The sequence below is a fragment of the Naasia sp. SYSU D00948 genome, assembly GCF_017916515.1.
Taxonomy (GTDB): domain Bacteria; phylum Actinomycetota; class Actinomycetes; order Actinomycetales; family Microbacteriaceae; genus Naasia.
Genome location: NZ_JAFMTA010000001.1, coordinates 754209 through 777910 on the forward strand (window position 1 = coordinate 754209; position 23702 = coordinate 777910).

Here is a 23702-nt window from a genome sequence, read left to right on the forward strand (position 1 = left end):
GCACGAACAAGGAGGGGAACCATGTCCGACACGACAGGAACACCCGGCGGCTCCGAGAACGAGGGCGGCCTCGGGACCGAGGGCACGATCCCGGACAACCCCGCAGGTGTCGCGATCGGCGCGGGAGAGCCCAGCACGTTCGAGCCGGAGGAGGATCCCGAGACGGTGGACCCCGACGGAGGCGCGGGCGACGGCGAGGCCGCGACGGGCTTCAGCGGCCACTCGTAGGGGCGGATCCGTCTCAGGAGCCGGGGACGACCGGCGAGCCGCCGGCACCCTTCGCCGAGCGCCCGCGCCGTGGTCGGGCCCGTCAGGAGCGGATGCGCGGAAGCACGTCCTCCGCGAAACGCCGGTAGCTCGCGAGCGGGTCGTCCGCTCCGGCGACGACCACGACGGTCTCGCAGCCCGCCGCGCGCCAGCCGGCGATGGCCGCCAGGGCGTCGTCCGGTGTGCCGGCGAGAGCGACGGACTGCAGGATCGCGTCGGTCATCTCGCCGCTCCCGTCCGATCCGAGGCCGGCGATCTCCGCGAGCCGGTCGAAGACGCGGAACTCGACGATCCGCTGCATCCGCTGCCGCACCTGCTCGATGGCGCGTCCCGGGTCATCGCCGAGGCTCGTCATCGCGAACACGACGGCGCTTCCCGCCCGTCCGGCGGTCTCCATCTCCCGCCGCGCCCACCGCACCGCCTCCGGTGAGGCGATCTCCGGCAGGACCACTCCGTCCGCGACGCGACCGGTCAGGGCGAGGCCGGTGGGGCCCGTCGTGCCGAGGAGGACCCGCGGGGGCTGCTCCGGGGGGAACCCCAGCCGCACGCCGTCGAGCCGGACGTGCCGGCCGCTCATCGTCACCTCCTCCCCCGCCAGGAGCGCGGTGAGCGCGCTCGTCGTCTCGCCGAGAGCGGCGAAGGGGCGCGGCACCCGCGCGCCGATCTGCTCCATCCACGACGGGATGCCGTGGCCGAGCGCGACGGTCAGCCGTCCCGGCGCGATTCGGCTGAGCGCGGCGATCTCCATCGCCGCCGTGACCACGTTGCGCGTGACCGCGGGGAGGAGGCCGAGCCCGACGTGCAGCCGCGTGGTCGCCGCGAGCGCGCTGGCCGCCATCGCCACCCCTCCGGCCCACGGGAGGTCCTCGCTGAACCACAGCTCGTCGAAGCCCGCGTCCTCCGCCCACCGCGCGAACGCGGGAAGCTGCTCGGGGGGCCAGTCCGGCTCGAATCGGACCCCGATCCGGGGTGTGCGGCCGTCGGTGATCGTCACGTCGGTCCTCTCCGCTCTCCGGGGTCCGTTCGCACGCATCCGGGCGGCGCTCCCCCACTGACATCATCGACGGGTGGGACCCTCGACGACAGCCGACTGGTACCTCCGATACGCGGACCAGGAGGCCCGGGGCGAGTCGGCGACCTACGAGGAGTGGGCGCGAGGGGTCGCGGCGGACCCCGAGGTGCTCGGGCTGCTGGGCGGGCTGCCGGAGCAGAAGCGGCAGCCCGCCCTCGTCTTCGCCACCTCGCGGCTCCTCGGCGCGCAGGCCGGAGACTGGCCGTCGTTCCGCCGGTGGCTCACCTCGCACTGGACGTCGGTCGCGCGCGAGGCCGAGCGGCGGACGACGCAGACGAACGAGCCGCACCGGTGCGCCGCGGTGCTCCCCGCCCTCTCGCTGATCCCGCAGCCGATCGCGCTCCTCGAGGTGGGCGCCTCCGCGGGGCTCACCCTGCTGCCCGATCGATACGCCTACCGCTACGACGACGTGCTCGTCGGCGACAGCCCGCTCGTCCTCGAGTGCGCGACCGCGGGATCCCCGCCTCTCCCGGAGGTCCTGCCGGACATCCGATGGCGGCACGGCGTCGACCTCCACCCGCTCGACGTGGGCGATGCCGACGACGTGCGGTGGCTGGAGGTGCTCGTGCCGCCGGAGCAGACGACGCGGCGCGACCGCATCCGGGAGGCGGTCCGCCTCGCCCGGCTCGATCCGCCTCAGGTCGACGCCGGGGACGCCGTGGACGCGCTGCGCGAGCTGGTCGCGCGCGTCCCCGCTGATCTCACGCCCGTCGTCCTCTCCGCCGGGACGATGGTGTACGTGCCGGGAAGGCGCCGCCAGCTCTTCCGCGAGCTCGTCCGCGAGCTCGGCTGCCGCTGGGTGGCGATGGAGCGGGTCGGCGTGTTCCCGGATCTCGTCCCGCCGCGGCTGCCGACCGTGCCGACCTCGGCTCCGTGCCTCGTCACGCTCGACGAGCAGCCGCTCGCGGTCGCGTCGCCGCACGGCCGGCACCTCGCCTGGCTCTGACCGTGCACAGGCGTGCCCACCTGCGCGGCGCAGGCGCGGGCCCTGGCTAGGATCACGGCGTGAGCACCCCGAACGTCGCCCCCGCCGGCTGGTATCCCGACCCCAACGACGGCCGTCGGCAGCGCTGGTGGGACGGCTACCAGTGGACGGCGGAGACGGCGACCTGGCCGTCCGAGGCGCAGAGCGGGCCGCTCACCGCTCCCCCCGACACCGACTGGCGCACGCCCTGGGTGTGGCTCGTCCTGATCCTGCCGCTGCTGCCGATCCTCCCCGCCTTCCTGATCGACTGGTCCTCGATCTACCGGATCGACCCGGTCACCCTTCAGCCGGATCCCGCGGCGCAGCTGGCCCTCCTGACGTCTCCCGCGTACCTGGCGTCCGTGATCGGCGGATGGCTCTGCTACGCCCTCGCGATCGTCTTCGCCTATCTGGACTGGAAGGAGCTGCGCGCTCGCCGCGTGCCGCGCCCGTTCCACTGGGCGTGGACCTTCCTCAGCTCGTACGTCTACGGAATCGGCCGGGGCGTGGTCGTGCACCGGCGCACCGGGGGTGGCCTGGCCGTCGTGTGGGTCTCCGTCGCCATCCTCGTCCTGAGCATCGTGCTCGGCGTGGTGGTCTCGGTGCTGGCCGTCGCGGCCGTCTTCGCCCAGGTGAGCAGCTTCTCCTAGGCGAGAGCACGGCCGCCCGGGCGGCGCAACCCGGAGTTGCCCCAGAGCCGCGCCCGGGACTCCGGCCTACGGTTCCTGCATGACCGAGTTCAAGAAGGGCGACAAGGTGTCATGGAAGTCCCACGGCGGCGAGGCCGTGGGCGAGGTGAAGGAGAAGATCACCGAGGACACCAAGGCCGCGGGTCGGCAGGTGCGCGCATCCGAGGAGGATCCGCAGTACCTCGTGAAGAGCGAGAAGAGCGGCGGCGAGGCGGTGCACAAGCCGGACGCCCTCAGCAAGGAGTGAGGCGCCGTCGTACGCCGGCGCAGCAATGACGCAACCCCCCTGCCCGTTGCCGGTGGCCCTTGTTAGCGTGGAACGGCGATCCTGAGGAGGCGACGTGAGCACCGAGCACGACGAACTGCCACTGCCCGACTACGACCATCTGCCGGTGGGCAGTCTCGCGTCCCACCTGTCGGCGCTGACGGAGGACGACGTCGCGCGCCTGTTCGACTACGAGCGCGCGCACGGCAACCGTCTCCCGGTGCTCCAGGTGCTGGAGCACCGCCTGAACGCCCTCCGGGCCGGAGCCGAGCCGAGCGGGTCGGTCCCCGAGACCCTGCCGGAGCTCGGCGGGTCCGCAGCCGGCGGCTCCAAGGTCTCGCCGCAGACGAGCGGTCCACCGATCAACCCGCCGTCGCACGGCGACCCCACGAACCCGACCCAGCCCCGCGGATAAGGAGCACGCGATGGCTTCCGCCAAATACCTGAACCTCGCCTGGAAGGCGCTGCACACGCCGCAGGGCCGCGCGGTCGCGCGCAAGGCGACCGAGACGATCGCCGACGCCGGCAATCGGATCACCAAGAACAAGTACGAGACGCAGATCGCCCAGGGCAGAGCGGCGGTCCTCAAGCACTTCAGCGACCCCGAGCCGAAGCGGAAGGGACCGTTCAAGCGGAGGTGACTTCGCTCGGCGTCTTCCCGCCGGTCAGCATCCGACACGACCCAGTGTCGCGTGTGGTCCGGCCGGGGACACGCGGAGCGACGCCCGTTCTGGGGCGTGCTCCGCGCGCCGGCGGGGGCGTAGGAAGGTAGTCGGCCGTGCGCGGGGGCGCAGCGGCCGACTCAGGGGGAACGATGTCCGCGACGCTGCGCGCCGAGGCACGCCGCCCGGAGCTGCCGCCGCGCCGTCCGTTCGTGCGGCCCGCTCTGCTCACCGGAGCCGCGCTCTGGCTCTATCTCGGGGTCGCCGGGATGTGGTCGCCGCGTCCTGAGGTGACGGTCGCGTGGGCTCTGCTGGGCGCGTATCTCGTTCCTGCAGCCCTCGTGCTGGAGTCGGGCCGCCGCCTGTGGCCTCGCGACCGGGTGACGACGGTGATGCTCCTCCGCACGATGCTGCTCGGCAGTCTTGTCGCCGCAGCCGGCGCCGCAGCGCCGGATCTGGGCGCCTCCTCGGGTCCCTTCCCCCTCCGGGCCGCAGCCGCAGCACTCCCCGCAGCGGCGGAGACGGCCGTCGTCGCGCTGGCCGTCGCCCTCCTCGGGCGTCGCACGACGCCGACTCCGCGAACGGGCCTGTTCCTCGGCGGCGCGCTCGGCGCCGGCATCGCAGCGTTCACGGCTCTGTCCGCCACCCTGCAGGCGATCGGAGCGCTCAGCGGCGTTCCGCTGCCCGCCGAGATGTCCGCGCCCGTGTTCCTCGAGGGCGGCGTCGCGGTGCAGCAGGCTGTCCTCGCCGCGATCACGTCACCGGTGTGGGGCGCGCTCGTCGGAGCGGCGGTCTTCGGCTCCCCCCGGGCGCTCGCCGCCGCCGTCGCCGGAGTGCTGCTCACCCACGTCCTCGCCGACGCGGCCTTCCTCACCGTCGGCGGGCTGCTCGGCACGTCACCCGCTGCGCTCGCCGTCCAGCTCCTGCTGACCGCCGCGGTCGCCTCCCCGGCCGTCGCGGCCTGGAGCAGGCGCGCTCGCGCCCTGGGGCATCGCGCCGCCGAGGATCAGGGAAGCGGCGGCGCGTAGAGGAAGAGCGCGATGTCGGACACCTCGAGGATCCGCTGTCCGTACGCGTGGCTCATGCCGTGGTTGTACTCCTCGATGAGGAAGGTCCCGTCGGGGAACACCTCCTTCACGTACGCGACGTGGTTCCCGGGGAACCAGGCGACGGCGCCCGCGACCGGCTCCTTGCCGGTCGGCCAGCCGTGGCGCTTCCAGTTCGAGGCCCACTGCCGGGCGTCCCCGCCGCCGGGCGTCAGGTACGGCCAGGTGAAGGCGAACGGGGCCTCGGTGCTGCCCACGTCCCGGTTGAGCCGCCAGGCCACGAAGTCGACGCACTCGCGGTAGTAGTAGCCGAGCGGGGACAGCCCGCCGCCCTCGTAGTCGGCGGCCTGGTAGAACCACGGGTAGTCGTCGCCCGCCTCGACGGCGCCGGACGCGAGGTACTTGGCCACGCGGGCGGCCCGGGCGGGGTCGGCGATGCGGGCGCGCATCTCGTCCTCGGAGGTGGCCGAGAGGCCGCTGCGGTCGATCGCCTGAGCGGCAGCCTCCGACGAGACCACGAAGGAGCGGCCCTGCTGGGCGGCCGAGGCGGCACTCGTCCCGAGCTCCGGGGCGTACACCGACGCGTAGGCGGGAAGCGCGGCGGTCGCGAAGAGCCCCGGCACGACGAGGACGGTCACGAGGGTGCTCCAGACCGGCCGCTTGACCTTGGAGCGCGACGGCGCGGCGGGGCGCGCCGAGGGCCGCCGCTCGCCGATGACCCCGCTGCGACGGGCGCGCCGCGGGGGCGTCGATCCTCCGCGGAGGTCGCGGCGCCGGGTGGTCCCCGGCTCGGCACTCGCGGTTGCGGCCGTGCCGCTCGACGCTCCGTATGCAGGCTCGATCAATCGTTCCCCCGGTTCAGGTACGCGACTTTCCCCCCGCCGCCGACTGAGCCGGCGACCACCCGAGCGTACGCGAACGAGCGCGATCTGTCACGGAACGGTAACGGCGCGTCCCTCGCCCGAGGGTCAGGCGGCGGGGGCGAGGAACTCGGACCATGCGGCGTGCGGCCGCTCGATCCCCCGCACCACCCAGGACCCGCCATGGGGTGCCCGCGGAGCGATCCGCAGCCGCCAGCCCATCTCGGCCGGGGTCCGGTCACCCTTCGCGTTGTTGCATCCGAGACAGCACGCGACCAGGTTCTCCCAGGAGTCCGCCCCGCCCCGCGACCGCGGGAGGACGTGATCGACGGTGGTCGCTCCGTGGCCGCAGTAGGCGCATCGGTGACCGTCCCGGCGGAGCACGCCGCGACGGGACACCGGAAGACGTCGCGCTGAGGGGATCCGGACGTACCGCGTCAGCAGGATGACGCTCGGACGCTCCCACTCTCCGGACGAGCCGATCACGGGATTCCCGGCGTCGGATGCCACCACCGTGGCTTTGCCGCCCATGACGAGCACCAGGGCCCGCTTGAAGGAGACGACGGCCAGCGGTTCATATCCCGCGTTCAGCACCAGCGTGCGCATCTGCATCCTCTCGAGACGGCCTGCACGGCTTGCAGGCACCCGATCCCGCCTTCGACAGGCGCAGGATGCGAAAAAGGGCACCGTCTAACGACGGCGCCCTTTCTCCCGGACCGCGAACGAGCCGCGGCCCTGTATCCGGCTGGCGTGCCAGTGTCCCGCGAGCGCGCAGGCCACCCTGGTGCGGGGGCTGCTGCTCAGGTCCACTGACGGCCGTCCTCTCGGTGACGTGAGGTCAGGGTAGCGCATGCCCGCCCGACAATGGCTCAGCGCAGGGCGGGCGCGGACTCCTTCTCAGCCGACGCGGACGTAGAAGACGTTGCTCGTCCAGATCGGCTGCTCGCGCACCGACGCGCCGGGGTAGGGCGCGTGGACGATGTTGCCGTTGCCGGCATAGATGCCGTCGTGGCTCAGGTCGCTGAGGACGACGATGTCGCCCGGCCGAGCCTCGGAGGCCGGGATGACGGTTCCCGACTGCGACTGGCTGCGCACCGAGTGCGCGAGCGAGATCCCGTGCTGCGCGTAGACGAACTTCACGAGGCCCGAGCAGTCGAAGCCGGACGGGTTCGAGCCGCCGAAGACGTAGGGGACGCCGATGTACTGGCGGGCGGTCGCGAGCACGCTCTCACGGGGACCGCTCGGCGGTGCCGGCGTCGACGCGGCGTACTCGGACGCGCTCGGCCCGGAGTAGGAGTTGTACTGCGCGGCCAGCCGGGCACGGAGCTCCTCCGCCTGGCGGGCGGCCTCGGCCGCCTGGCGGGCGGCCTCTGCAGCGGCACGAGCGGCGAGGATCTCCTCCATGCTCGTAGCGGTGTAGTTGTCGCGGGTGACCGCGGCCAGGCCGGCGTCGTCGGAGACCTCGACGGTCTGCGCGCCATCGACCCGGAGCTCCTGGATGTCCGAGGCGGCGAAGGCGGCCTGCCCCGCCGTGACGGGGTTGAAGGCGTAGGAGGGGATCGCGATCGTCGCGACGAGTCCCATCGCGAAGGTCATCACCGCGACGTTGACCACGCCCTTCACGCGTGCTGCGCGGGAGCGCGGCGCGCGCTCGGGCCGGGTCTTCTCCAGCTGCCGTCCCGCGGTGCGCACCGAGCGGCGCGCGGGAAGCGGGATCGGCGAGGATTCGCGGCGCACCAGAGCGGTCGCGGAATCGGGTGTCGGGTCGTTCTGGGCGGAGCCGGAACGGTCACTCGATAGGGCCAAAAGGAACCTCCTGCGCCCCGCACCCGGTTCCCCGGGCACCCGTCCTCACGTTGTCAGCCGTGCACAGGAATGTCGCGTGACGGAGGGGTGGAGCGTCGCGATTCCCGGCCCTCCGACCGGCCTTTCTGGTCACGGGGCTGTAGCAGGCTACGTGACACCCGTGCCGATGGCAACAAATCGGTAACGGTCAGGTGGACACGAAGATATGTCCGGCGACCTCGACCGGCAGCTCGATACCCTGCTGCGCCCCGTCGACACTGACGCGGATGTAGCCGCCGGCGGCCTCGATCGTCGCCTGCGCTCCGGGGAGGACGCCGGCCTGCTTGAGGCGCAGCAGCAGCTCGGGATCGAACTGGACGGGCTCGCCCAGGCGCCGGATCACGGCGCGGACGGCACCCGAACGGGACCGCGCGGAATCGACCAGGTTCTCGACGCCGGCGAGGAACGCGACGGCCGGTGACTTGTCGACGTCGTCGAGGCTCGGGATGGGATTGCCGTAGGGCGACTCGGTCGGGTTGCCGAGCATCTCGATGAGCTTCTGCTCGACGTGCTCGCTCATCACATGCTCCCAGCGGCACGCTTCCTCGTGGACGAACTCCCACTCGAGCCCGATCACGTCGCTGAGCAGCCGCTCGGCCAGCCGATGCTTCCGCATGACGTGCAGCGCCTTCAGCCTGCCGCCCGGGGTCAGCTCGAGGTGGCGGTCCCCGGACACGACGACGAGCCCGTCGCGCTCCATCCGCGCGACCGTCTGCGACACGGTGGGGCCGGAATGACCGAGGCGCTCGGAGATGCGGGCCCGGAGGGGGACGATGTCCTCCTCCTCGAGGTCGAGGATGGTGCGCAGGTACATCTCGGTGGTGTCCACGAGATCGGTCACGAAGGCCTCCTCAACGCACGCGCTCGATGAGCGAGTTTACCGGCGGAGCAGGAGGCCCCCCGTCCGCGCCCATAGGCTGGACGATCATGGCCGCTCTTGCCCTGCCCGCGAATCTGCTCCCCGCCGACGGCCGCTTCGGATGCGGCCCGTCCAAGGTCCGCCCGGAGCAGCTGTCCGCCCTCGCCGGAGAGGGAGCCGCTCTTCTCGGCACGTCGCACCGGCAGAAGCCCGTGAAGCGGCTGGTGGGACGGGTGCGCGAAGGACTCGCCGACCTGTTCTCCCTTCCAGAGGGCTACGAGGTCGTGCTCGGCAACGGCGGCTCCACCGCGTTCTGGGATGCCGCGGCGTTCTCACTGATCGAGCGGCGCAGCCAGAACCTCGCGTTCGGCGAGTTCGGCGCCAAGTTCGCGAAGGCCGCAGCCGCGCCGTTCCTCGAGGCACCCGACGTCCGCAAGGCCGAGGGCGGCACGCGGAGCCGTCCGGAGGCCGTGGAGGGCGTGGACCTCTACGCGTACCCGCACAACGAGACGAGCACCGGCGTCATGGCGCCCGTGCAGCGCGTGAACGGGGACGACGGCGCCCTCACGGTCGTCGACGCCACCAGCGCTGCGGGCGGCATCGCTGTGGATGCGACCCAGTTCGACGTCTACTACTTCGCCCCCCAGAAGAACTTCGCGTCGGACGGGGGCCTCTGGCTGGGCCTGTTCTCACCGGCGGCCCTCGAGCGCGTGGAGCGCATCGCCGGGAGCGACCGCTGGATCCCGGAGTTCCTCAGCCTCCAGACGGCCGTCGACAACTCCCGGCTGGACCAGACGCTCAACACCCCGGCCATCGCGACGCTCCTGATGCTCGCCGAGCAGGTCGACTGGATCCGCGGGAACGGCGGGCTCGCCTGGGCCGACGCGCGCACCCGCGAGTCCTCGGGCATCCTCTACGACTGGGCGGACCGCACCGCCGTGGCGACGCCGTTCGTCGCCGACCCCGCCGACCGCTCGCAGGTCGTCGTCACGATCGACTTCGACGACACGGTCGACGCCGCCGCGATCGCCCGCACCCTCCGCGAGAACGGCGTCGTCGACGTCGAGCCGTACCGGAAGCTCGGCCGCAATCAGCTGCGCGTCGCCACCTTCGTCGCGATCGAGCCCGACGACGTGCGCGCCCTGACCGCCTGCATCGACTACGTGCTCGAGCACCTGCGGTAGCCGCCGTGCGCCTCTACCTGCGCGACTCCGAGCGGAGGCCGGACCCGGAACCGGTCGTCACCGACGACCGGACCGCGATCCTCGCGGGCCTCGGGCTCTGGATCGTTGCGCTCGTGGTCGCGGCGATCGTCGCCGGGCAGGGCGCCGCCCTGTGGACCTGCATCGCCGGCATCGTGCTCGGCGCGGGTCTCCTCACCTACGTCGAGGCACGGGCGCGCCGGAGGCGCTGACCCGACGCCGGCCGGCTCCGGGAAGCCCTAGGCGCGCTCGGACGGGTCCCAGCCGAGGTCCTCCCCGGCGTCCCGGTCCTCGTCGGCCTCGACGTCGTCCTGGTCGTCCCCCTCGTCGAGGTCGTCCGACTCATCGTCGTCGTCATCGTCCGACTCGTCGTCGTCATCCTCGTCCGACTCGTCGTCGTCGTCCGACTCATCGTCGTCGTCATCGTCCGACTCATCGTCGTCGTCATCCTCGTCCGACTCATCGTCGTCATCGTCCGACTCATCGTCGTCGTCGGACTCATCGTCGTCGTCATCGTCCGACTCATCGTCGTCATCGTCGTCGTCGTCGAGGTCGTCGGATTCCTCGTCGTCCTCGAGGTCGCCGGGCTCGTCGTCGACCGCGGACGCCTCCTCGAACTGCACGCCGTCGAGCTCGTCCTCGTCGTCACCGAGGAGGTCCTCCTCCTCGACGTCGACGAGCTCGTCCTCGTCCGCGAGCTCGCCGGCGAGGCCGTCCTTCGCCTCCTGCGCCGCGCGGTACTCGGCGAGCCGCTCCGACCACGGCACCCACTCGGGCGCCACCAGCGCTCCCTCGCCCGGGAGCAGGCCCAGCTCGAGCACCGACGGCCGGTCGCGGCCGTCCGCGACGGACACCGACACGGTCCACGTCCAGCCCGGGTAGCCGGCGAGTTCGGTGGCGAAGTGCACGTCGACGACGCCGTCGGACGGCTCGTCGAGCCCCGCCAGCTCCCCCACGGTGTCCTCAGGGGTCGTCTCGAGCAGCGCGGCCCGAGCCGACTCGATCACGGGCGCGTCGACCGGAGAGGGCTCACGCATCCAACTCGTCCGCGACCTTGCGCAGCATGGCCGCGATCTTGCGGCCGTGCGCCCCGTCGGGGTACCGCCCGCGCTTGAGGTTCGCACCGATGCCGTCGAGGAGCTTCACGAGGTCCTCGACGATGATCGCCATGTCGTCGGCGGGCTTGCGAGCCGCCTTGGCGAGGCTCGGCGGCGCCTGGATGACGCGGGCCGAGAGCGCCTGCGTGCCGCGCTTGCCCTGGACGACTCCGAACTCGAGCTTGGTCCCGGGCTTGACGGAGGTGACCCCGGCCGGCAGGGCCGACGCGTGCAGGAAGACTTCCTCGCCGTCGTCGGAGCTGATGAATCCGAAACCCTTCGCTTCGTCGAAGAATTTCACCTTGCCGGTGGGCATGTCACTCGCCTTCTCTCGTGTACAGCGTCCCTGATTCTACGGCCGGGCGCCGGGGCGGGCTCACCGCGGGCGGCCCCTATCCTGGTCCGATGGCCTCCGCCCCTGCCCCGCGCGCCCGCTCCTCCCGTGCCGAGCGGACGCTCGGCGGGATGGCCGCCGCGGTGATCGGGCTGTCCGTGCTCGCGATCCTCGCGGTGCTGATCGCGGGCGCACTCGGCGTATCGACGGGCAGCGGGATCTGGGTCACGATCGCCCTGCTCCCCCTGATCGGCCTCCCGATCGGACTTATGCTGATCATCGCGTTCATCGTGGTGAGCGCCGTGAACCGGTCACGACAGGCCCGCTCGTCGCGCTAGCGCGCGTCCATCGGCTCCGCTCCGAATCCTCCCAGCATTCCTACAGCCCATCCGCAGAGAATGGGTGCATGGCTGCCGACGGCCCCCGCATCCTCATCGTCGACGACGAGCCCAACATCCGCGACCTGCTGACGACCAGCCTCCGCTTCGCGGGCTTCGCCGTTCGGGCCGTCGGCAACGGGGCCGCCGCCATCTCCGCTGTGCTCGAGGAGGAGCCCGACCTCATCATCCTCGACGTGATGCTCCCCGACATGAACGGGTTCGGCGTCACGAAGCGGCTGCGCTCCTCGGGCTACACCTCGCCGATCCTGTTCCTCACCGCCAAGGACGACACCGAGGACAAGATCACCGGTCTGACCGTGGGCGGCGACGACTACGTCACGAAGCCGTTCAGCCTCGACGAGATCGTCGCCCGGATCAAGGCGATCCTGCGCCGGACCATGCACGCCGAGGAGGACGCGATCATCCGCGCCGGCGAGCTGACCATGGACCAGGACACGCATGAGGTGACCATCGGCAACCAGTCCGTCGAGCTGAGCCCGACGGAGTTCAAGCTCCTCCGCTACCTGATGCTGAACCCGAACCGGGTCCTCTCGAAGGCGCAGATCCTCGATCACGTCTGGGAGTACGACTTCAACGGCGACGCCGGCATCGTCGAGTCGTACATCTCCTATCTGCGTCGCAAGCTCGACCAGTACTCGAGCGAGCCGATCATCCAGACCAAGCGCGGCTTCGGCTACATGCTGAAGGCGTCCAAGGTCTGAGGTCCCGGCGAGCGCGAAGCCGCCGTCCGTACACTGGGCCACCGTGCACGAGTCGCTGGTGGAGTGGTGGAACAGCATCTCGCTGCGCACCAAGATCACCGGCGTCACCGTCCTCCTCCTGACCTTCGGCCTCCTCGTCACCGGCCTCGGCACGATGACGGTGATGCGGAACTTCCTGTTCGACGAGGTCGACAGCCAGATCGTCGCGGCGGCCAAGAGCCTGCCGGAGTCGTTCCAGGTCGAGGACGACGACATCTGGGGCAACACCCCGGCCCCCACGGACTACGTCCTCGCGGTCGTCGACTCGGACGGCCGCGTGATCAGCGCGAACGAGCAGTGGGGAGGGGCGGAGGCACCGCCCGACGTGTCCGACATCAACCTCGCGTTCACGAACGAGCACGAGTTCACGCCGTTCACCGTCCGCAACGACGACCACACCAGCGAGTGGCGGGTGGTCACCATCCTCGGCACCGACGGCGGGACCGGTCAGCACGTCTCGATCATCGTGGGCCTGCCGCTCGACAGCACCAACAAGGCGATCGCCCGCATGTTCACGCTGTTCCTCCTCTTCGGGATCGTCGTGGTCGTGCTCGGCGCGGTGCTCACGCGCCTGCTCGTCACGTCCGCGTTCGGTCCTCTGCGTCAGGTGGAGAAGACGGCCGCCGAGATCGCCGACGGGGACTTCAGCCAGCGCCTCACGGGCGCGACCCCCAACACCGAGGTGGGGCGCCTCAACCGCTCGCTCAACACCATGCTGAGCCGCATCGACCGCGCCTTCAGCGACCGCGCCCGGACGATCGAGCAGATGCGCCGATTCGTGGGGGACGCCAGCCACGAGCTGCGGACGCCCCTCGTCTCGCTGCGCGGCTACGCGGAGCTGTACCGCATGGGGGCGCTGCAGACTCCGGAGGAGGTCGCGCAGGCGATGGACCGGATCGAGCGCGAGGCGATCCGGATGAGCGCCCTGGTCCAGGATCTGCTCGAGCTCGCCCGGCTCGACGAGACGAAGCCCCTCCAGCTCGCGCCGGTCGCCCTGCTCCCGCTCGCGAAGGACGCGGCGCTCGACGCGATGGCGTCGTCGCAGGGTCGCGTGGTCACGGTGGTCACCGATCAGGAGGGCGTGTCCCGGCCGGACCTCGCCGATCTCGACACCGAGGGCGAGCCGCTCGAGGAGGAGGCGGAGGTCGTCGGCGCCTCGACGGACGGGGACGGCCGGCAGCGTCCGCGCCTCCCCCGCCTCGCACGCTCGTCGTCCGGCACCGGACCCCTCGCGTTCCCGCGCGCCCAGCTCGCGCGACTGCGCCGCCGGCGTCCTGCCGAGGGCGGCATGCCGCTCGTGCTCGTCGCGGACGAGGTCACCGAGAGGGCCGCCCCCGCCGCTGTCGTCCTCGGCGAGGAGAACAAGATCCGCCAGGTGCTCACGAACCTGCTGGGCAACGCCGTGCGCTTCAGCCCGCCGGACACCCCCATCGAGATCGTGGTGCGCACCGAGCCGGAGACCTCGGCGGCGGTCATGGAGGTCGTGGACCACGGGGAGGGCATCCCTCCCCAGATCCGGGAGAAGATCTTCCAGCGGTTCTGGAGGGCGGACAGCTCGCGCGCCCGCGACACGGGCGGCACGGGCCTCGGCCTCGCGATCGTCTCCGCGATCGTCGCGGCTCACAAAGGCACCGTCGAGGTCGACGAGACGCCGGGCGGGGGCGCGACGTTCCGTGTCCGGCTGCCGCTCCTGCAGATGAGCCCCGACGGGGACGACTCCACCGAGAACGCCTGACTCCGGCCTCCCGTCCGCGGCGCCGGATACCGTCTCCTCCTCAGGAAGAGGAAGGAGCATCATGCCGAGGTTCACCGTCGACAGCGAGGCCGTGTTCGCCGCCCAGTCGGCCGTCGCCGCGACCATCCCGCGCGTCCAGTCCGACGTGGCGGCCCTGCTGGCGAACCTGCACGCACTGCAGGACAGCTGGGGCGGAAGCGCCGCGGCCGCGTTCCAGGGCATCGTCGCCGACTGGCAGGCCACTCAGCAGCGCGTCGAGCAGTCCCTGCTCGCGATCAACGAGGCGCTGGGAGCCGCCGGTCGCCAGTACCTGGAGGTCGAGGAGGCGAATGTGCGGCTGTTCAGCTGACTCTGTGTCTTGGTTTGGTGTCGCGGTGGGCGGGGCCGCCACCGCTGCTCAGACAGTTGCGCGCCAAGCATGGCGCGCAAAACTCGCCTCGGCGGCGACCCCACCCACCGCTTCGTCTCACGGCGAGTCGCTTTCTCAGCCTGAGGGAGGGATAGAAAACAGAAAGGGCGGCCCCGAGGGGCCGCCCTTTCTGTGTCTGCTCGGACTTAGAAGTCCATGCCACCCGTGGGGTCGGCAGCCGGGGCCGGGTTCTTCTCCGGCTTGTCGGCGACGACCGCCTCGGTGGTGAGGAACAGGCCGGCGATCGACGCGGCGTTGACGAGCGCGGAGCGCGTCACCTTCGCCGGGTCGATGATGCCCTGGGCGAAGAGGTCGCCGTACTCGCCGGTCGCGGCGTTGAGGCCGTGACCCTGCGGGAGGCCGCGGACCTTCTCGGCCACCACGCCGGGCTCCAGGCCCGCGTTGAAGGCGATCTGCTTGAGCGGGGCGTCGATGGCGACCTTGACGATGTTCGCACCGGTCGCCTCGTCACCGACGAGGCCCGTGATCGCCTCCGACTCGAACGCCTTCGCGCCGGCCTGGATGAGGGCGACGCCACCACCGGCGACGATGCCCTCCTCGACGGCGGCCTTCGCGTTGCGGACGGCGTCCTCGATGCGGTGCTTGCGCTCCTTCAGCTCGACCTCGGTCGCCGCGCCGGCCTTGATGACGGCGACGCCGCCGGCCAGCTTGGCGAGACGCTCCTGGAGCTTCTCGCGGTCGTAGTCGCTGTCGGTGTTCTCGATCTCCGAGCGGATCTGGGCCACGCGGCCGGCGATCTGCTCCGGGTCACCGGCGCCGTCGACGATGGTCGTCTCGTCCTTGGTGATGACGACCTTGCGGGCCTGACCGAGCAGGTCGAGGGTGACGTTCTCGAGCTTGAGACCGACCTCCTCCGAGATGACCTGACCGCCGGTGAGGATCGCGATGTCCTGCAGCTGCGCCTTGCGGCGGTCGCCGAAGCCCGGGGCCTTGACGGCGACGGACTTGAAGATGCCGCGGATCTTGTTGACCACGAGGGTCGCGAGAGCCTCGCCGTCCACGTCCTCGGCGATGATGAGGAGCTGCTTGCCGGTCTGGATGACCTTGTCGACGATCGGGAGCAGGTCCTTGATCGCGGAGATCTTCGAGTTGACGATCAGGATGTACGGGTCCTCGAAGACCGCCTCCTGACGCTCGGGGTCGGTCACGAAGTACGCCGACAGGTAGCCCTTGTCGAAGCGCATGCCCTCGGTGAGCTCGAGCTCGGTGCCGAAGGTGTTGGACTCCTCGACGGTGACCACACCCTCCTTGCCGACCTTGTCGATCGCCTCGGCGATGATCTCGCCGATCTCGGGGTCGGCCGCGGAGATGGACGCGGTGGCCGCGATCTCGTCCTTGGTCTCGATCTCCTTGGCGTCGGCGACGAGCGCCTTCGTCACGGCGTCGACGGCCTTCTCGATGCCCCGCTTGAGGGCGATCGGGTCGGCGCCGGCGGCGACGTTGCGGAGGCCCTCGCGGACCAGGGCCTGGGCGAGCACGGTGGCGGTGGTGGTGCCGTCGCCCGCGACGTCGTCGGTCTTCTTGGCGACCTCCTTGACGAGCTCCGCGCCGATCTTCTCGTACGGGTCGTCGAGCTCGATCTCCTTGGCGATGGAGACGCCGTCGTTCGTGATGGTGGGGGCGCCCCACTTCTTCTCGAGCACGACATTGCGACCGCGGGGGCCGAGCGTCACCTTGACCGCGTCGGCCAGCGTGTTCAGACCACGCTCCAGGCCACGGCGGGCGTCCTCATTGAAGGCAATGATCTTAGCCATGTGTTGTTGTCGTCCCTCCCGGACGTACTGGGCGAAATGCTTGGCACTCTCAGAATCCGAGTGCTAATTCATCTTGGCAGTCACCCCGGGAGAGTGCAAGACGACCCGGCACAGGCTGCGACCCCGAGCGGCCGCCGGGAGGTCGTCTCAGACGGCGCGGACGGCTTCCGCCTGCGGCCCCTTCGCACCGGAACCGACCTCGAAGGTCACGGCCTGGCCCTCCTCGAGCGTCTTGTAACCCGGCATGTCGATCGCCGAATAGTGCACGAAGACGTCCTGTCCCCCGTCCACCGTGATGAAGCCGAAGCCCTTCTCAGCGTTGAACCACTTGACGGTCCCTCGCGCCATGTCTGTACTCCCGTGTGCTGTGCAGCGGGGCGGCCGAGCGGCCGACCCGGGGGAATAGTAGCGAGGGCGTGTGACGCGCAAGTCGCGAAATACGCATTGCGACAGGGGCCGGCGGAGTTCGACCCGCAGATTAAACGCGGCCGTAACACCGCCGTCATTCCGGCGTCAGGCAGGCGCCGTGTAGTCCGCCCCGAGCACGACCGTGATCCGGCTCTCCCCCGGCACCAGGTAGGCGTCGGACTGCTGGATCGGCACGTTGTTGAGCGCCGCGGAGAGGCCGAGCGCCGCCCCCTCCTGAGCCGGGTCGGTGTAGTAGATCATCGAGGCCTGGACGTCCTGGCTGCTGGCGTTGCTGCGCGCGCCCACCGTCCAGCCCTGCTCGACGAGGAGGTCACCGACCTGCCCCGCGAGACCGTCGACCGTCGTCCCGTTGAGCACGATGACCGTGACCGAGGGGTCGAGCGTCGGCTGCACCGTGGGCGTGGGGGTCGGCGTCGTGGTGGTCGAGGAGCCGGCGAACGGGTTGAAGACGACCCTGTTGTTGATCGCGAACATCGCGAGCACGCCCACGCCGATGAGGACGCCGGTCGCGACCACGGCCCACAGGAAGACGACCCAGCCGCGACCGCCGGGGCGAGGGGCACGATGCGCGCCGACGCGCTGGAGGTCGGTGGGCGGCCGGTCGAACCGGTCGGGCGGGAAGGTGGGCATGGCTCCTGGGCTGGTGGTCGGGCTCGGCGGTCAGGGCGCCCGGCGGAGGCTTCTCCGGGCGGCGCGCCGGGCGACCCGCGCGTCCCGCAGGCGCTGCAGCCGCTTGACGAGCATCGGATCGTGGACCAGCGCCGCCGGCGAGTCGATCAGGGCGCCGAGCAGCTGGTAGTAGCGCGCGGCGGAGATCCCGAACTCCTCCCGGATGGCTTCCTCCTTGGCTCCTCGGTGGGCCCACCAGGTCCGTTCGAATGCGAGGATCGCCATCTCCCGGTCGTCGAGGCGGCCCCCCGCTTCGCTCCGGTCAGAGGGCACAGGATCCATCGAGCCTCCCTCCCGGAATAGGGTCATCCTAGGGACGGTTGGCCTTGGCGAGCGGAGCGACAGGCCCCGATGCGCGAGGCTCCGATCCGGCTCGAGGAGGACGACATGGCGTACAAGGTGACGAAGAGCGACGCGGAGTGGCGGCAGAGCCTCTCGGACAGCGAGTTCCAGGTGCTGCGCAACGCGGCGACCGAGCGTGCGTGGACCGGCGCCCTGCTCGACGAGAAGCGCGAGGGCGTCTACATCTGCAAGGCGTGCGGCGCCGAGCTGTTCCGCAGCACGACCAAGTTCGACTCGGGCTCGGGCTGGCCGAGCTTCTTCGAGCCCGTCAGCGAGGACGCGGTCGAGCTGCACCGGGACGTCTCCTACGGCATGGTGCGGACGGAGGTCCGCTGCGCCACCTGCGGATCGCACCTCGGTCACCTCTTCGACGACGCCCCGCAGACCCCCACCGGTGAGCGCTACTGCATGAACTCGATCTCCCTCGAGTTCGAGGAGGAGACCCGGAGCTGAGCCCGTTCCGGCGAACGCCGGCAGCGAGGGCCGCGGTCAGCTCCAGAAGCCGACGTGCACGGCCTTCGCCTCGTCCGCGACGGCGGGTCCGGCGACGGTGATCGTGCGCCGGCCGCTGTTGAGCACCGTCGCGCTGGCCAGGGACATCGTGGGGTTCTCGGCGTGGTCCCCCGTGAGCTCAGCGAGCTGCGCCTCGGTCATCGCGTAGACGACGCGCCCGATCCCGGACCAGTAGATGGCGCCCGAGCACATCGCGCACGGCTCGCAGCTCGTGTAGAGGGAGTACCGCGAGAGCGCCTCCCCGCCGACCTCCTTCCAGGCCGCTCGGGCGAGGCTCGTCTCGGCGTGCGCCGTGCAGTCGACCTCGGTCGTCACGCTGTTCTCGGCCTCGAGGACGATCCGGCCGTCGGGGTCCGCGAGCACCGCTCCGAAGGGGTGGTTCCCCCGCTCGCGGGCGCGCCGGGACACCTCGATCGCCGCGCGCAGCAGCTTCCGGTCGTGGTCCGTGATCGCCGGGTCCTCGGTCATCGCGCTCCTCCTGCCGCCCGGCGCCGTTCTAGCACATCCAGGTTCCTCCGAGATGTCGCCCCCGGGGCCCGGGGCCGCCTAACCTGGCCGGAAGCGGGAAAGGCGGTCGGCGTGGGACACGACACTCCGGGGCACGTGGTTCTGCTCGGCGACTCCATCTTCGACAACAAGGTCTACGTGGGCTCGGGGCCGGACGTCGTGAGTCAGCTGAGACAGCTGCTCCCGGGGGGCTGGAAGGCCACGCTGCTCGCGGTCGACGGGGACGTGGCCGCGGGGGTTCCCCGGCAGCTTCGGCGCCTCCCCTCCGGCGCGACGCACCTCGTGATCAGTGTGGGCGGCAACGACGCCCTGCGCGTCGCGTCCCTGCTGAACGAGCGACCGGGGTCGGTGGCGGAGGCCCTGCTGCTGCTGCGCGGCGAACAGGAGCCGTTCGCCCGCGACTACGCCGCGATGCTCGACGAGGCCCTGAGCACCGGTCTGCCGACCGCGGTGTGCACCGTGTACGACACCCCGCCCTCGGAGCCCGCCTATCCGGTGATCCGGACGGGGCTCGCCGTCTTCAACGACGTCATCACCCGCGCCGCATTCCGGCGAGGCATCCCGCTGATCGACCTGCGGCTGATCTGCGACGAGGACGCCGACTACGCCAACCCGATCGAGCCGTCGGTCCAGGGCGGAGCCAAGATCGCGAGCGCCATCCGGAGCCTCGTGCTCGGCCGGCACACCCCGGGAAGCTCCGTCGTCGCGACGGCGTCGCCCGCCGGTTGAACGCGGATTGCAGCCGAGGTCAACCCGCAATCGCGGCGATCTCCGAGGCGTAGGTTTTCCGTCATGTCGACCGCCTCCCACGACTCGCCGGATCCCGCCTGCCCCAACTGCGGCGTGCAGCTGGAGCGAGGCGGGGATTCCGATCACCGCTACTGGTCCTGCCGGAAGTGCAACCTGATCTTCCTCGCCTGACCGCTCCGTGACCGGCCGCACCGGGCCTGTGACCCCGGACCGGTCAGCGGGAGCGCGCGACCAGACCTCGCACCCGGGCGCCGAGGCCGGACGGAGCGGCGACGAGCGGGCTCGTACGCCGCTGCTGCTCGCCCTGCTGAGCCGCGAGCACGATCAGCACCCCGGTCAGCGCCGGCGGGATCCACTGCACGATCTTCTGCTGCCGCTGGGCGCCGCTCATCTCGGGCGACGCACTGGCGAGAGGCTCGGTGGGTCCGACGCCTCCCTCGTTCTGGTGAGCCGACTGCACCCGGCCGAGGACGCCCGAGTAGGCGGACGCCCCGATCGCGAGCAGGGTGATCGCCGTCTTGATCGCCGCGCTCCGCCGGCCGCCCTCCTGGACCAGCAGCCGCTGCTTGTCGCTGAACAGCATCACGACGCTCCCGGCGACGTGCGCCGCGATCGAGAGCATGAGCACCGGGGACCACTTCTGCCAGCCGGCGGACGAGATCCGGGTCCTCTCCTGCGGAGCGCGGGCGGTGGCAGCCCCGCCGTTCAGGCCGATGGCGCCCATCAGCGTGCCTCCGAACCAGGATCCGAGACCGAGATCGTGCAGGCTTCGCGCGGCGGTTGTCGCAGCGGACATGGTGTTCCTCCGATTCCTCGTCGAACCGGACGCCTCGTCCGGCTCGGCCAGTGTGCCGAGGACGACTCCGAACCGGCTGACAGGCGTCAGCCGACGACCGGAAGGCCTCCCCGGAAGGGGGCGGCGGAGGGGCCGGTCACGTCGACCTTCGCGCGGAAGACGCGCCCCGCCAGCGGATGCTCGTCGCTCTGGGCGGGCGAGTACCCCTCCTGCGACGTCGTGATGAAGAGGACGTCGCGGTCGGGGCCGCCGAAGGCGCAGCTCGATACTTGAGGGGCGTCGACGTCCACGATGCCGAGCAGCTGCCCTTCCGGTGAGTACCGGTGGACGGCGGATCCGCCCCAGAGCGCGACCCAGAGGCAGCCCTCGTCGTCGATCGTCATTCCGTCCGGCGTGCCCGCGGACGCGTCGATCGGGAACGCCGTCCGGCGCCCGAGAACGGCACCGTCGGGCGCGACCGCGAGCACGTCCACCCGCTGGGTCGGGCTGTCGATGTAGTAGGCGAGGCCGCCGTCGCCGTTCCACGCCATGCCGTTCGAGATCGTCACCCGGGTGATGACCGTCGCGCAACTGCCGTCGAGGTCCAGCCGGTAGAGGGCGCCCGACCCGGCCGTCTTCTCCCAGGCCATCGATCCCGCCCAGAAGCGCCCCGACGGATCGCAGGTGCCGTCGTTCATGCGGAGCCGGTGCGTCTGGCCCGCGAGCGGCGAGGCCACCGCGGTCACGACCCCGTCCTCTCCGAGGTGGGCGAAGCCCTCCCCCGCGGCGATCATCCAGCCGAGGCCCCGCTCGAGGAGCGGGACGACCGCTCCGACCGGCGTGCCCACGTCGTAGGTGCGCGCGAGCTCGACCGCCTGCCCCTCCTGCGCGGAGGCGAGGTGCACGAGTCCGGCGAACTGGTCGACCCAGAGCAGCATCGAGTACCGGGCATCCCACGCGGGCCCCTCGGCGTGCTCTGCGCGCGGCAGCGGTGTCGGATCGGCGGTGTACACCGTGGTCGTCATCGAGGGTCTCCTCCGCAGCGGGGGCGCCTGGCGCTCGTCACGGTAGTGCATGCCGCCGCCGGGGCCGTCAGGCGAAGGCGGAGAGGCCCGTGATCTCGCGTCCCAGGATCAGCGCCTGGACGGTCTCGGTGCCCTCGTACGTGTGCAGCGCCTCGAGGTCCGCGAAGTGGCGGGCCACGCGATTGCCGATAAGTATGCCGTTGCCGCCGAGCAGGTCCCGCGCCTCCGCCGCCAGCAGCCGGGCGGTCCGTGTCCCGCAGTACTTCGCGAGCGACGCCTGCGGACCGCTGAGCCCCTGCTCCTCCTCGGCGAGCGGCGTGAGCGACATCAGCAGGGCCTGCAGCCGCGTGAGCTCGGACAGCATCCGGGCCAGCCTCTCCTGCACCACCTGCGATGCGGCGAGCGGCCGGCCGAACTGCACGCGCTGCCGGGCGTAGTGCACGGCGGTCTCGTAGCAGGCGGTCGCGTGACCGAGCGCCGCCCACGCGACCCCGAGCCGGGTCGCGAGCAGGACGCGCGCGGTGTCCTTGAAGCTGTTCGCGTCCGGCAGCCGCGCGTCGGCGGGCACGAGCACGTCGTCGAGCCGGATGTGCGCCTGCCAGATCGCTCGCAGGGCGAGCTTCCCCTCGATCGTCTCGGCCGTGTAGCCGGGGGTCTCCTGGGGGACGAGGTAGCCGTGCACCGCTCCGTCGTCCCCGCGCGCCCACACGACCGTGACGCCGCCGACCGAGCCGTTGCCGATCCACTTCTTCTCGCCGTCGAGGACGTACCCGCCGTCGACCGTGCGCGCGGTCGTCTCCAGGCTGACCGAGTCGGAGCCGTGGGTGGGCTCCGTCAGCGCGAAGGCGCCGAACTCCGCCGCCCGGGCGAGAGGCGCGAGCCAGCGCTCCTTCTGCTCGGCGGACCCCAGCATCGCGATCGAGCGGAGGGCGAGGCCGCCCTGCACGCCCACCATGGTGCCGACCGAGCCGTCGCCGCGGGAGAGCTCCGCCTGCACCAGACAGGCGGCGAGCAGGCTCTGCCGTGGGAAGCCCGGCACGTCGAGCCCGTCGCGGACCAGGTCGAGCTCACCCAGCCGGCGCGCGAGGTGCAGCGGGTACTCGGCGCGATCCCAGTACCCGTCGATGACGGGCAGGACCTCCTCCTGCACGAAGCGGCGAGCCCGGTCGCGGTACTCGAGGTCGTCAGCGGGGAGGCCGCGGAAGACGCCCGCCATGTCGGGGTCGAGGGGCTCGGTGAGGCGATAGGCCGGCTCCTCGACACCGACCACCGAGTGCCGCGGCGGAGCGACCGTGTCGGCGGTGGGAGGGATGACGGTGGGGACGTCGGCAGGGCTCACGGCATCTCCTTTCGGGGCCATGCCGGGGCCGGCACGACGGCCGGCCCCGGTTGGCGACTAGAAGTCGAACTCCCCGATGTTCTCGGCGTCGAAGACGAACGGGTCGCCGAGCAGCACGGTCGCATTCGCTCCCACCTCGTACTCGCCGAGGTCGCCGGCCTCGAAGCTCTCGCCCTCCTCCCCGCTGATCTCGCCCTCGATGAGCGCCTTCGCGGCGTACGCCGCGAGGTAGCCGAGGTCCTCCGGGTTCCACAGCGCGAACGAGGTCACGGTGCCGTCCTCGACGTACTCGCGCATCTGGTTCGGCGTGCCGAGACCCGTCAGCGCGACCTTGCCCTTGAACTCGGACGTGGACAGGTAGCGCGCCGCGGCTGCGATGCCGACCGTGGTCGGCGAGATGATGCCCTTGAGCTCCGGGTAGGTCTGCAGCAGGGCGGCCGTCTGGTCGAAGGACTTCTGGTCGTCGTCATCCCCGTACGCGACCTCGACGAGCTCGACGTCCGGGTGGTTCGCCTCGAGCTCCTCCTGCATCAGCTCGATCCACGCGTTCTGGTTGGTGGCGTTCGCGGATGCCGACAGGATCGCGATCTGGCCGCTGTCGCCGATCTGCTCGGTGATCAGGTCGACCTGCACCTTCGCGATGCCCTCGGCATCCGCCTGGTTGATGAACAGGTCACGGCACTCGGAGTCGGTGTCCGAGTCGAAGGTGACCACCTTGATGTCGAGCTCGCGGGCCTCGTTCAAGGCGTCGCAGACCGCGTTCGGGTCGTTCGCGGAGATGACGATCCCGCCGACCTGCTGCTGCGTCAGCGTGTTGATGAACGACACCTGCGCGTCCGGGCTGGCCTCGGTCGGACCGACTTCCTGGTACTCGCCCCCGAACTCCTCGATGGCCCGCTCTCCGCCGGCGTTCGACGTCTCGAAGTAGGGATTGCCGAGGTTCTTGGGGAGGAAGGCGATGGACAGGTTCGCGTCGCTGCCGCTGTCGTCGCCGCCGCCCGTGCCGCTGGGTCCGCCGCCGCCACCGTTGGCGCAGCCGGCCGCGGTGAGCGCGACCGTGAGCGCGACGGCCGCGATGCCGACCGCTCGGCCGCGGCTGTGCGTGCTTCTGGGGAACATCGTCGTGTCCTT

32 protein-coding genes are annotated in these 23702 nt (G+C 71.3%); 16 read left to right on the plus strand and 16 right to left on the minus strand.

What is annotated here, in order from left to right; translation table 11 throughout:
- Positions 1 to 21 precede the first annotated feature (21 nt).
- The gene (locus J3P30_RS03480; protein WP_210479538.1) at positions 22 to 228 is read left to right on the plus strand and encodes a hypothetical protein; all 207 of its coding nucleotides are present in this window, start codon (positions 22 to 24) and stop codon (positions 226 to 228) included.
- Between the two features lie 82 nt (positions 229 to 310).
- Here J3P30_RS03480 and J3P30_RS03485 read toward each other — a convergent pair whose 3' ends face one another.
- The gene (locus J3P30_RS03485; RefSeq protein ID WP_210479539.1) at positions 311 to 1261 is read right to left on the minus strand and encodes an LLM class flavin-dependent oxidoreductase; all 951 of its coding nucleotides are present in this window, start codon (positions 1259 to 1261) and stop codon (positions 311 to 313) included.
- 73 nt (positions 1262 to 1334) lie between these two features.
- On the opposite strand from J3P30_RS03485, the gene J3P30_RS03490 reads away from it, so the two are divergent.
- From J3P30_RS03490 to J3P30_RS03515, 6 genes are all read left to right on the plus strand, one after another.
- Positions 1335 to 2285 (plus strand): DUF2332 domain-containing protein, encoded by a 951-nt coding sequence (locus tag J3P30_RS03490; RefSeq protein ID WP_210479540.1) that lies wholly within the window; start codon positions 1335 to 1337, stop codon positions 2283 to 2285.
- 59 nt (positions 2286 to 2344) lie between these two features.
- Positions 2345 to 2953, plus strand: a complete 609-nt coding sequence (locus J3P30_RS03495; RefSeq protein ID WP_210479541.1) for a DUF2510 domain-containing protein — start codon at positions 2345 to 2347, stop codon at positions 2951 to 2953.
- Positions 2954 to 3032: 79 nt separating this feature from the next.
- Positions 3033 to 3239 carry a DUF2945 domain-containing protein gene (locus J3P30_RS03500; RefSeq protein ID WP_210479542.1) on the plus strand — a complete coding sequence of 69 codons (207 nt, stop codon included), beginning with the start codon at positions 3033 to 3035 and terminating at the stop codon, positions 3237 to 3239.
- Between the two features lie 94 nt (positions 3240 to 3333).
- On the plus strand, positions 3334 to 3672 hold the full coding sequence (locus J3P30_RS03505) for a hypothetical protein (protein WP_210479543.1): 339 nt from the start codon (positions 3334 to 3336) through the stop codon (positions 3670 to 3672).
- Positions 3673 to 3682: 10 nt separating this feature from the next.
- Complete coding sequence (locus J3P30_RS03510; protein WP_210479544.1) at positions 3683 to 3898, plus strand: hypothetical protein; 216 nt, start codon at positions 3683 to 3685, stop codon at positions 3896 to 3898.
- Between the two features lie 173 nt (positions 3899 to 4071).
- Positions 4072 to 4947: a hypothetical protein gene (locus J3P30_RS03515; protein ID WP_210479545.1), complete on the plus strand. Its 876-nt coding sequence runs from the start codon at positions 4072 to 4074 to the stop codon at positions 4945 to 4947.
- Here J3P30_RS03515 and J3P30_RS03520 read toward each other — a convergent pair.
- From J3P30_RS03520 to J3P30_RS03535, 4 genes are all read right to left on the minus strand, one after another.
- A complete protein-coding gene (locus J3P30_RS03520) occupies positions 4926 to 5810 on the minus strand; it encodes a CHAP domain-containing protein (RefSeq protein ID WP_210479546.1) in 885 nt (294 codons plus the stop codon). The genes J3P30_RS03515 and J3P30_RS03520 overlap by 22 nt on opposite strands.
- Positions 5811 to 5933: 123 nt before the next feature.
- Positions 5934 to 6431 (minus strand): HNH endonuclease, encoded by a 498-nt coding sequence (locus J3P30_RS03525; protein WP_210479547.1) that lies wholly within the window; start codon positions 6429 to 6431, stop codon positions 5934 to 5936.
- Between the two features lie 291 nt (positions 6432 to 6722).
- A complete protein-coding gene (locus tag J3P30_RS03530) occupies positions 6723 to 7631 on the minus strand; it encodes a C40 family peptidase (RefSeq protein WP_210479548.1) in 909 nt (302 codons plus the stop codon).
- A 187-nt stretch (positions 7632 to 7818) separates the two neighbouring features.
- Positions 7819 to 8511, minus strand: a complete 693-nt coding sequence (locus tag J3P30_RS03535; protein WP_210479549.1) for a metal-dependent transcriptional regulator — start codon at positions 8509 to 8511, stop codon at positions 7819 to 7821.
- An 86-nt stretch (positions 8512 to 8597) separates the two neighbouring features.
- Here J3P30_RS03535 and serC point away from each other — a divergent pair, with 86 nt between their 5' ends.
- Together serC and J3P30_RS03545 are read left to right on the plus strand one after the other, a co-directional pair.
- Positions 8598 to 9713, plus strand: a complete 1116-nt coding sequence (gene serC / locus J3P30_RS03540) for a phosphoserine transaminase (RefSeq protein ID WP_210479550.1) — start codon at positions 8598 to 8600, stop codon at positions 9711 to 9713.
- 5 nt (positions 9714 to 9718) lie between these two features.
- Complete coding sequence (locus J3P30_RS03545; RefSeq protein ID WP_210479551.1) at positions 9719 to 9943, plus strand: DUF2530 domain-containing protein; 225 nt, start codon at positions 9719 to 9721, stop codon at positions 9941 to 9943.
- A gap of 27 nt (positions 9944 to 9970) precedes the next feature.
- Here J3P30_RS03545 and J3P30_RS03550 read toward each other — a convergent pair whose 3' ends face one another.
- Positions 9971 to 10768 carry a DUF3027 domain-containing protein gene (locus J3P30_RS03550; RefSeq protein WP_210479552.1) on the minus strand — a complete coding sequence of 266 codons (798 nt, stop codon included), beginning with the start codon at positions 10766 to 10768 and terminating at the stop codon, positions 9971 to 9973.
- The gene (locus tag J3P30_RS03555) at positions 10761 to 11144 is read right to left on the minus strand and encodes a cold-shock protein (protein WP_210479553.1); all 384 of its coding nucleotides are present in this window, start codon (positions 11142 to 11144) and stop codon (positions 10761 to 10763) included. Before J3P30_RS03555 ends, J3P30_RS03550 begins: the two co-directional genes overlap by 8 nt.
- Before the next feature lie 89 nt (positions 11145 to 11233).
- Here J3P30_RS03555 and J3P30_RS03560 point away from each other — a divergent pair, with 89 nt between their 5' ends.
- The 4 genes from J3P30_RS03560 to J3P30_RS03575 all read left to right on the plus strand — a co-directional run bounded on the left by J3P30_RS03560 (position 11234) and on the right by J3P30_RS03575 (position 14387).
- Complete coding sequence (locus J3P30_RS03560) at positions 11234 to 11500, plus strand: hypothetical protein (RefSeq protein WP_210479554.1); 267 nt, start codon at positions 11234 to 11236, stop codon at positions 11498 to 11500.
- Between the two features lie 68 nt (positions 11501 to 11568).
- A complete protein-coding gene (locus tag J3P30_RS03565; protein WP_210479555.1) occupies positions 11569 to 12264 on the plus strand; it encodes a response regulator transcription factor in 696 nt (231 codons plus the stop codon).
- Between the two features lie 43 nt (positions 12265 to 12307).
- Positions 12308 to 14038 carry a cell wall metabolism sensor histidine kinase WalK gene (locus J3P30_RS03570; RefSeq protein ID WP_210479556.1) on the plus strand — a complete coding sequence of 577 codons (1731 nt, stop codon included), beginning with the start codon at positions 12308 to 12310 and terminating at the stop codon, positions 14036 to 14038.
- 61 nt (positions 14039 to 14099) lie between these two features.
- A complete protein-coding gene (locus J3P30_RS03575) occupies positions 14100 to 14387 on the plus strand; it encodes a WXG100 family type VII secretion target (protein WP_210479557.1) in 288 nt (95 codons plus the stop codon).
- A 206-nt stretch (positions 14388 to 14593) separates the two neighbouring features.
- On the opposite strand, the gene groL is transcribed toward J3P30_RS03575, so the two are convergent.
- The 4 genes from groL to J3P30_RS03595 form a co-directional block, all read right to left on the minus strand.
- Complete coding sequence (gene groL, locus J3P30_RS03580; protein WP_210479558.1) at positions 14594 to 16222, minus strand: chaperonin GroEL; 1629 nt, start codon at positions 16220 to 16222, stop codon at positions 14594 to 14596.
- Between the two features lie 147 nt (positions 16223 to 16369).
- A complete protein-coding gene (locus J3P30_RS03585; protein ID WP_210479559.1) occupies positions 16370 to 16570 on the minus strand; it encodes a cold-shock protein in 201 nt (66 codons plus the stop codon).
- Positions 16571 to 16735: 165 nt separating this feature from the next.
- The gene (locus J3P30_RS03590) at positions 16736 to 17281 is read right to left on the minus strand and encodes a LytR C-terminal domain-containing protein (protein ID WP_210479560.1); all 546 of its coding nucleotides are present in this window, start codon (positions 17279 to 17281) and stop codon (positions 16736 to 16738) included.
- 30 nt (positions 17282 to 17311) lie between these two features.
- On the minus strand, positions 17312 to 17602 hold the full coding sequence (locus J3P30_RS03595) for a DUF3263 domain-containing protein (protein WP_210479561.1): 291 nt from the start codon (positions 17600 to 17602) through the stop codon (positions 17312 to 17314).
- A gap of 105 nt (positions 17603 to 17707) precedes the next feature.
- Here J3P30_RS03595 and msrB point away from each other — a divergent pair, with 105 nt between their 5' ends.
- Positions 17708 to 18115: a peptide-methionine (R)-S-oxide reductase MsrB gene (gene msrB, locus J3P30_RS03600; RefSeq protein WP_210479562.1), complete on the plus strand. Its 408-nt coding sequence runs from the start codon at positions 17708 to 17710 to the stop codon at positions 18113 to 18115.
- A 36-nt stretch (positions 18116 to 18151) separates the two neighbouring features.
- Here msrB and J3P30_RS03605 read toward each other — a convergent pair whose 3' ends face one another.
- Positions 18152 to 18643, minus strand: coding sequence for a nucleoside deaminase (locus tag J3P30_RS03605; RefSeq protein WP_210479563.1), 492 nt, complete (start codon positions 18641 to 18643; stop codon positions 18152 to 18154).
- Positions 18644 to 18754: 111 nt separating this feature from the next.
- Here J3P30_RS03605 and J3P30_RS03610 point away from each other — a divergent pair, with 111 nt between their 5' ends.
- Both J3P30_RS03610 and J3P30_RS15335 read left to right on the plus strand, forming a co-directional pair.
- A complete protein-coding gene (locus J3P30_RS03610) occupies positions 18755 to 19411 on the plus strand; it encodes an SGNH/GDSL hydrolase family protein (protein WP_210479564.1) in 657 nt (218 codons plus the stop codon).
- 63 nt (positions 19412 to 19474) lie between these two features.
- Positions 19475 to 19603, plus strand: a complete 129-nt coding sequence (locus J3P30_RS15335; protein ID WP_282593724.1) for a hypothetical protein — start codon at positions 19475 to 19477, stop codon at positions 19601 to 19603.
- 43 nt (positions 19604 to 19646) lie between these two features.
- Here J3P30_RS15335 and J3P30_RS03615 read toward each other — a convergent pair whose 3' ends face one another.
- The 4 genes from J3P30_RS03615 to rhaS all read right to left on the minus strand — a co-directional run bounded on the left by J3P30_RS03615 (position 19647) and on the right by rhaS (position 23690).
- Positions 19647 to 20228 carry a hypothetical protein gene (locus J3P30_RS03615; RefSeq protein WP_210479565.1) on the minus strand — a complete coding sequence of 194 codons (582 nt, stop codon included), beginning with the start codon at positions 20226 to 20228 and terminating at the stop codon, positions 19647 to 19649.
- A gap of 86 nt (positions 20229 to 20314) precedes the next feature.
- On the minus strand, positions 20315 to 21232 hold the full coding sequence (locus tag J3P30_RS03620) for an SMP-30/gluconolactonase/LRE family protein (RefSeq protein WP_210479566.1): 918 nt from the start codon (positions 21230 to 21232) through the stop codon (positions 20315 to 20317).
- Between the two features lie 67 nt (positions 21233 to 21299).
- Positions 21300 to 22448 (minus strand): acyl-CoA dehydrogenase family protein, encoded by a 1149-nt coding sequence (locus tag J3P30_RS03625; protein WP_246852948.1) that lies wholly within the window; start codon positions 22446 to 22448, stop codon positions 21300 to 21302.
- 180 nt (positions 22449 to 22628) lie between these two features.
- Complete coding sequence (gene rhaS, locus J3P30_RS03630) at positions 22629 to 23690, minus strand: rhamnose ABC transporter substrate-binding protein (protein ID WP_210479568.1); 1062 nt, start codon at positions 23688 to 23690, stop codon at positions 22629 to 22631.
- Between the last annotated feature and the right edge of the window lie 12 nt (positions 23691 to 23702).

What these genes read in the sequence shown, in the direction of transcription:
- J3P30_RS03480 (WP_210479538.1), top strand. Translation starts at nt 22, where the DNA reads ATGTCCGACACGACAGGAACACCCGGCGGCTCCGAGAACGAGGGCGGC.
- J3P30_RS03500 (WP_210479542.1), top strand. Translation starts at nt 3,033, where the DNA reads ATGACCGAGTTCAAGAAGGGCGACAAGGTGTCATGGAAGTCCCACGGC.
- J3P30_RS03510 (WP_210479544.1), top strand. Translation starts at nt 3,683, where the DNA reads ATGGCTTCCGCCAAATACCTGAACCTCGCCTGGAAGGCGCTGCACACG.
- J3P30_RS03515 (WP_210479545.1), top strand. Translation starts at nt 4,072, where the DNA reads ATGTCCGCGACGCTGCGCGCCGAGGCACGCCGCCCGGAGCTGCCGCCG.
- J3P30_RS03525 (WP_210479547.1), bottom strand. Translation starts at nt 6,431, where the DNA reads ATGCGCACGCTGGTGCTGAACGCGGGATATGAACCGCTGGCCGTCGTC.
- serC (WP_210479550.1), top strand. Translation starts at nt 8,598, where the DNA reads ATGGCCGCTCTTGCCCTGCCCGCGAATCTGCTCCCCGCCGACGGCCGC.
- J3P30_RS03550 (WP_210479552.1), bottom strand. Translation starts at nt 10,768, where the DNA reads ATGCGTGAGCCCTCTCCGGTCGACGCGCCCGTGATCGAGTCGGCTCGG.
- J3P30_RS03555 (WP_210479553.1), bottom strand. Translation starts at nt 11,144, where the DNA reads ATGCCCACCGGCAAGGTGAAATTCTTCGACGAAGCGAAGGGTTTCGGA.
- J3P30_RS03560 (WP_210479554.1), top strand. Translation starts at nt 11,234, where the DNA reads ATGGCCTCCGCCCCTGCCCCGCGCGCCCGCTCCTCCCGTGCCGAGCGG.
- J3P30_RS03565 (WP_210479555.1), top strand. Translation starts at nt 11,569, where the DNA reads ATGGCTGCCGACGGCCCCCGCATCCTCATCGTCGACGACGAGCCCAAC.
- J3P30_RS03575 (WP_210479557.1), top strand. Translation starts at nt 14,100, where the DNA reads ATGCCGAGGTTCACCGTCGACAGCGAGGCCGTGTTCGCCGCCCAGTCG.
- groL (WP_210479558.1), bottom strand. Translation starts at nt 16,222, where the DNA reads ATGGCTAAGATCATTGCCTTCAATGAGGACGCCCGCCGTGGCCTGGAG.
- J3P30_RS03585 (WP_210479559.1), bottom strand. Translation starts at nt 16,570, where the DNA reads ATGGCGCGAGGGACCGTCAAGTGGTTCAACGCTGAGAAGGGCTTCGGC.
- J3P30_RS03590 (WP_210479560.1), bottom strand. Translation starts at nt 17,281, where the DNA reads ATGCCCACCTTCCCGCCCGACCGGTTCGACCGGCCGCCCACCGACCTC.
- J3P30_RS03595 (WP_210479561.1), bottom strand. Translation starts at nt 17,602, where the DNA reads ATGGATCCTGTGCCCTCTGACCGGAGCGAAGCGGGGGGCCGCCTCGAC.
- msrB (WP_210479562.1), top strand. Translation starts at nt 17,708, where the DNA reads ATGGCGTACAAGGTGACGAAGAGCGACGCGGAGTGGCGGCAGAGCCTC.
- J3P30_RS03605 (WP_210479563.1), bottom strand. Translation starts at nt 18,643, where the DNA reads ATGACCGAGGACCCGGCGATCACGGACCACGACCGGAAGCTGCTGCGC.
- J3P30_RS15335 (WP_282593724.1), top strand. Translation starts at nt 19,475, where the DNA reads ATGTCGACCGCCTCCCACGACTCGCCGGATCCCGCCTGCCCCAACTGC.
- J3P30_RS03615 (WP_210479565.1), bottom strand. Translation starts at nt 20,228, where the DNA reads ATGTCCGCTGCGACAACCGCCGCGCGAAGCCTGCACGATCTCGGTCTC.
- J3P30_RS03620 (WP_210479566.1), bottom strand. Translation starts at nt 21,232, where the DNA reads ATGACGACCACGGTGTACACCGCCGATCCGACACCGCTGCCGCGCGCA.
- J3P30_RS03625 (WP_246852948.1), bottom strand. Translation starts at nt 22,448, where the DNA reads ATGGCGGGCGTCTTCCGCGGCCTCCCCGCTGACGACCTCGAGTACCGC.
- rhaS (WP_210479568.1), bottom strand. Translation starts at nt 23,690, where the DNA reads ATGTTCCCCAGAAGCACGCACAGCCGCGGCCGAGCGGTCGGCATCGCG.